Below are 4017 nucleotides of genomic sequence, written 5' to 3' on the forward strand. Positions count from 1 at the left end.
AACCCTCGGGAATTGCATCAGACGGGTGAGAAACCGCAGGTCGCCTGGTCACTGGGGGAAGTGGAACGAGTTCGTAGGGTCTATGGACTGGCTTCCTGAGCCGGCATGTTGCCGAGTTGATCCCTTCTGATGCATGATCTGCCCTCCAGAAGGGAGGGTCTGGAGTGGTGCATCAGCGCAAGGTGGCCCTGGCCGGGTCGGCTCAACTGGAACTCGTTTCCGGGGTGGTCCAGCTGCGTCCCGAGGACGCGATGTTCGACGCGATGCTGCGGGGCTGGCGTGCTCAGCAGAAGTCGCGGGGGCTGAAGGACGACACGATCGACCCGAGGGAACGTCTGATCCGCCGGTTTCTGGACTTCACGAACGAGTACCCGTGGCGATGGACGCCAGCCCACCTGGACGAGTGGTCGGCATCGTTGACGAGCGAGGGGCACTTGGCGCCGTCTACGGTCCGCAGCTACCAGGGCATCGTTCGGCTGTTCACCGAGCTCCTCATCGACGCCCGCTATGGCTGGGTCCCGGCCTGCGAGGAAGCCTTCGGCACCTTCCCGGTGGCGATCTGCCACGAGTGGAATACCCTTCCTCACCTGCAGGATTACGAAGGCGACCCGGAGGCGAGGCCCTTCACACGGGAAGAGTTACAGCTCTTCCTCGACTACGCCGACGACCAGGTCGATCGAGCGGTACGGGCGAAACGCAAGGGAGCCCTGGCGGCCTACCGCGACGCCACCCTCTTCAAGGTGATCTACGGGTGGGGGCTTCGGCGGACCGAGACGTCCAAGCTTGATGTGGTCGACTTCGGACGCAACCCGCAGGCCCGCCAGTTCGGCCGGTACGGCACGCTCAACGTCCGCTACGGCAAGGCGAAGAAGGGCCAGCCGCCGCGCCGGCGGAACGTACTGTCAGTGATGGACTGGGCCGTCGAGGCGGTCGCCGATTACGTCGAGAACGTCCGCCCGCGCTTCGGGTTCCCCGATCACCCTGCTCTGTGGATCACCGAGCGCGGGGGCCGCCTGCAGCCCGGCTCGATCAACGACCGGTTCGAGGCATACCGGGACGCTCTCGGGCTGACGAAAGAGCTGACCCCGCACAGTCTTCGGCATTCGTACGTCACGCACCTGACCGAGGACGGGGTGGACCGGCGCTTCATCCAGCAGCAGGTCGGCCACGAGTGCGACAGCTCCCTGGCCATCTACACGCACGTCAGCGACGACTTCATGAACACTTCCCTGCACAAGGCACTGGCCCCGGCGTTCGCCGAGGCCTGACAGGAGGGATCCGGCGATGGCCGCCAAGCTCGACTACCACTGGCACCTGCGCAAGGTCATGGCCGACCGCGGGATGTTCTCCACCACCGACCTCCTCCCTCCGCTCGCCGAACGCGGCATCACGCTGTCCACGAGCCAGGTCTACCGGCTCGTCGTCGATCGACCGGAGCGACTGAGCCTGAAGATCCTCATGGCCCTGCTCGACATCCTCGACTGCACCATGGACGACCTCATCGAGCCCATCGCGGCGGCCGGGGCCATGAAGAAGCCGAAGAAGGCAGCCGCCGGCGGCTCGGCGCCCGAGTCGGAGGGACTCGGCGGACTACGTCCCAAGCGTGCTCGGATCAAAGGAGTTGACCGGTCTTGACCACGGCTGACCTGGATCGCGCCGTCGCGGACCCGATCGGCCTGATCACGGACCTCGTCACCCATGTCGAGAAGGACCTTGGCGCCGAGAGTATCCGGGCTGTGGTCACCGCGGTCGCGGGCGGCCGCGCGAAGTCGCGCCAGCTGGCCAAGGCCCTGGCCATGCGGTCTGCCGTCCTGACCGACGGCCGGTCCCCAGCACCCCGGGCGATCGGCGATCTGCTCATCCAGCTCCGCAAGGCCGGCGCCTCGGCGATCGCGGCACCGGTCTGCGCGGAGTGCGGCAAGGAGCTGCGAACCCTCCAGCGCAAGGGCCAGGACTGGTACTGCTCGGTTTGCGGGCAGGAGAGAACTGAGTGCACCACCTGCGGAAAGGTCCGACGCGTCAGCTTCCGGGACCGCAAGGGCCTGCCGCGCTGTTCGATGTGTCCCGACACCGACGACCGTGATCCAGCCGCGGTCGCCCACGAACTGATCACCGCGATCGCCCCGGGCGCCGACCGTGATGCGGTCGCCGAGGCCCTCCGCCGGTCGGCACCCCACCGTCCGCACTATCGCCAGAGAGTGGTCTGGGCCCTCGAGGAGAACCCTCGTCTGCTGACCGGGGAGGGCTATCTGGCGCCGCATCGCGCCATCCTGCGGTTCATCGACCTGCTGCACGAGGCCGGGGTCGCCGGGATCGTCCGGCCCGCCTGCCCTCGCTGCCACCGGGTCGTCCGCCTCGACAAGCCGCTCGACGGGCAGCGCGTCTGCCGCAACTGCATCGCCAAGTCCCGTTTCGAAGATTGCGTACGCTGCGGCGCCCGGCGCGAACCGGCCACCCGCGACGCCGAGGGGCGACCACTGTGTCCGAGCTGCCTGGTCAAGGACCCGGCGAACCTGGAGACCTGCGTCGTCTGCGGTGAGTCACGCATGGTCAACTCCCGCACCGCGGACGGGCCGATCTGCCCGAACTGCCGTCCCCTGCCCATCTTGCTCTGTTCGATCTGCGGCCGCACCGCACCCTGCATGGTCTCGAAGCTCACCGGCCTGCCTCGCTGCGGCGGCTGTGACAGGCGCCAAGCTCACTGCACCGTCTGCGGACGAATGCGCGGCATCCACTCGGGCACCGCCGACGCCCCCGTCTGCGGCCCCTGCACCACGCCGGACGCCGAGCTCTGGCGCCCCTGTCCCACCTGCGGACAAGTCGAACGGCTGCACGCACCGGGACCGTGCCCCCGCTGCACCCTCAAGCAGCGGCTCCACGAACTCCTCGCCGATGACACCGGCTCCATAAACCCGAAGCTGCAGTCCCTTCACGACGCCCTGGTCGACACCGAACGGGCCGGCACCGCGATGCGCTGGCTCTCCAAGGGCATCGTCTCCACCGTCCTGTCCGATCTGGCTCCGGCCGCCGGCCTCGCACCCATGAGGCCCTCGACGAGCTCCCCGAAGGCAAAGTCGTCGAGCACATCCGCAGCGTTCTCGTCGCCACCGAAGCCCTGCCCCGGCGGGACGAGCAGATGGTCCGCCTCGAACGGCACATGAAGGACCTCGTTGCCTCCCATGCGACGGCCGAGGGCCGGAAAATCCTGCACCGGTACGCGACATGGCATCTCCTGCGTCGGCTTCGCCGACGCAGCCGCGGCAAGGAGATTACGCACTACCAACTCGCGGGCGCACGGCAGCATCTGCGGGCGTCCGTCCATCTCCTGGACTGGCTCGAAGAGCAGAATCTGACCCTTTCAACCTGCCGTCAGGCCGACCTCGAACGCTGGATGACCAGCGACGACGCCCGCCACCGCCGGGAGGCAGGCCACTTCGCGCGCTGGGCCCTTTCCCAGAAGGTCGCCCGCGACCTCAGCTTTCCGGCCGTCAGAGGGAACGGCCCCACCCAGGCGATGGACGACGAAGCCCGCTGGGGCACCGCCCGCCGCCTGCTGCACGACGACACCCTCAAGCCCGAAGACCGCCTCGCCGGCTTGCTGTTGCTCCTCTATGCCCAGTGGCCCGCCGCGATCTCCCGGCTCACCATCGACCACATCGAGGAGACGGACGGAGCCGTTCGCATCCGCCTCGGCGCCGTTCCGGTCGAGTTTCCCGAACCCGTCGCTGACCTGGCCCGCCAGCAGGTCGCGGTCCGCTGCAGCCATGCCGTCCTCGGCCGGACAGAGTCGCCCTGGCTCTTCCCCGGAGGCCAGCCCGGCCGTCCGATCAGTGCCTGGGCCATGGGCGAACGCCTCCGCAAACTCGGCATCCGGCTCGCGGAAGCCCGCTCGACCGCACTGTTCCAGCTCGCCACCGAGCTGCCCGCCGCGGTCCTCGCCCGCACCCTCGGCATCGATATCACCGTCGCCGTCAAATGGCAGCGAGCCGCCGCCGGAGACTGGGCCGCCTACGCGGC

General features: G+C 68.5%; 3 protein-coding genes and 1 pseudogene. All 4 read left to right on the top strand.

Annotated features, from left to right (window positions below; all coding sequences use genetic code 11):
• The first annotated feature begins 164 nt into the window (after window positions 1-164).
• Complete coding sequence (locus NQU55_RS36050) at window positions 165-1268, top strand: tyrosine-type recombinase/integrase (protein WP_168094820.1); 1104 nt, start codon at window positions 165-167, stop codon at window positions 1266-1268.
• Between the two features lie 16 nt (window positions 1269-1284).
• Window positions 1285-1635 carry a helix-turn-helix domain-containing protein gene (locus tag NQU55_RS36055; RefSeq protein ID WP_168094819.1) on the top strand — a complete coding sequence of 117 codons (351 nt, stop codon included), beginning with the start codon at window positions 1285-1287 and terminating at the stop codon, window positions 1633-1635.
• Entirely contained in the window at window positions 1632-3161 is a 1530-nt protein-coding gene (locus tag NQU55_RS36060; protein ID WP_206329760.1) for a hypothetical protein, read from the top strand. The genes NQU55_RS36055 and NQU55_RS36060 overlap by 4 nt, the downstream gene beginning before the upstream one ends.
• Window positions 3137-4017, top strand: a pseudogene (locus NQU55_RS36065) (site-specific integrase); the annotation flags it as partial. The gene NQU55_RS36060 and the pseudogene NQU55_RS36065, both read left to right, overlap by 25 nt.

This window comes from Streptomyces telluris (assembly GCF_024519335.1).
GTDB lineage: Bacteria > Actinomycetota > Actinomycetes > Streptomycetales > Streptomycetaceae > Streptomyces > Streptomyces telluris.

Bases quoted from the DNA above. Each gene is read 5' to 3' on its own strand.
- NQU55_RS36055 (WP_168094819.1), top strand. From the start codon at position 1,285: ATGGCCGCCAAGCTCGACTACCACTGGCACCTGCGCAAGGTCATGGCC.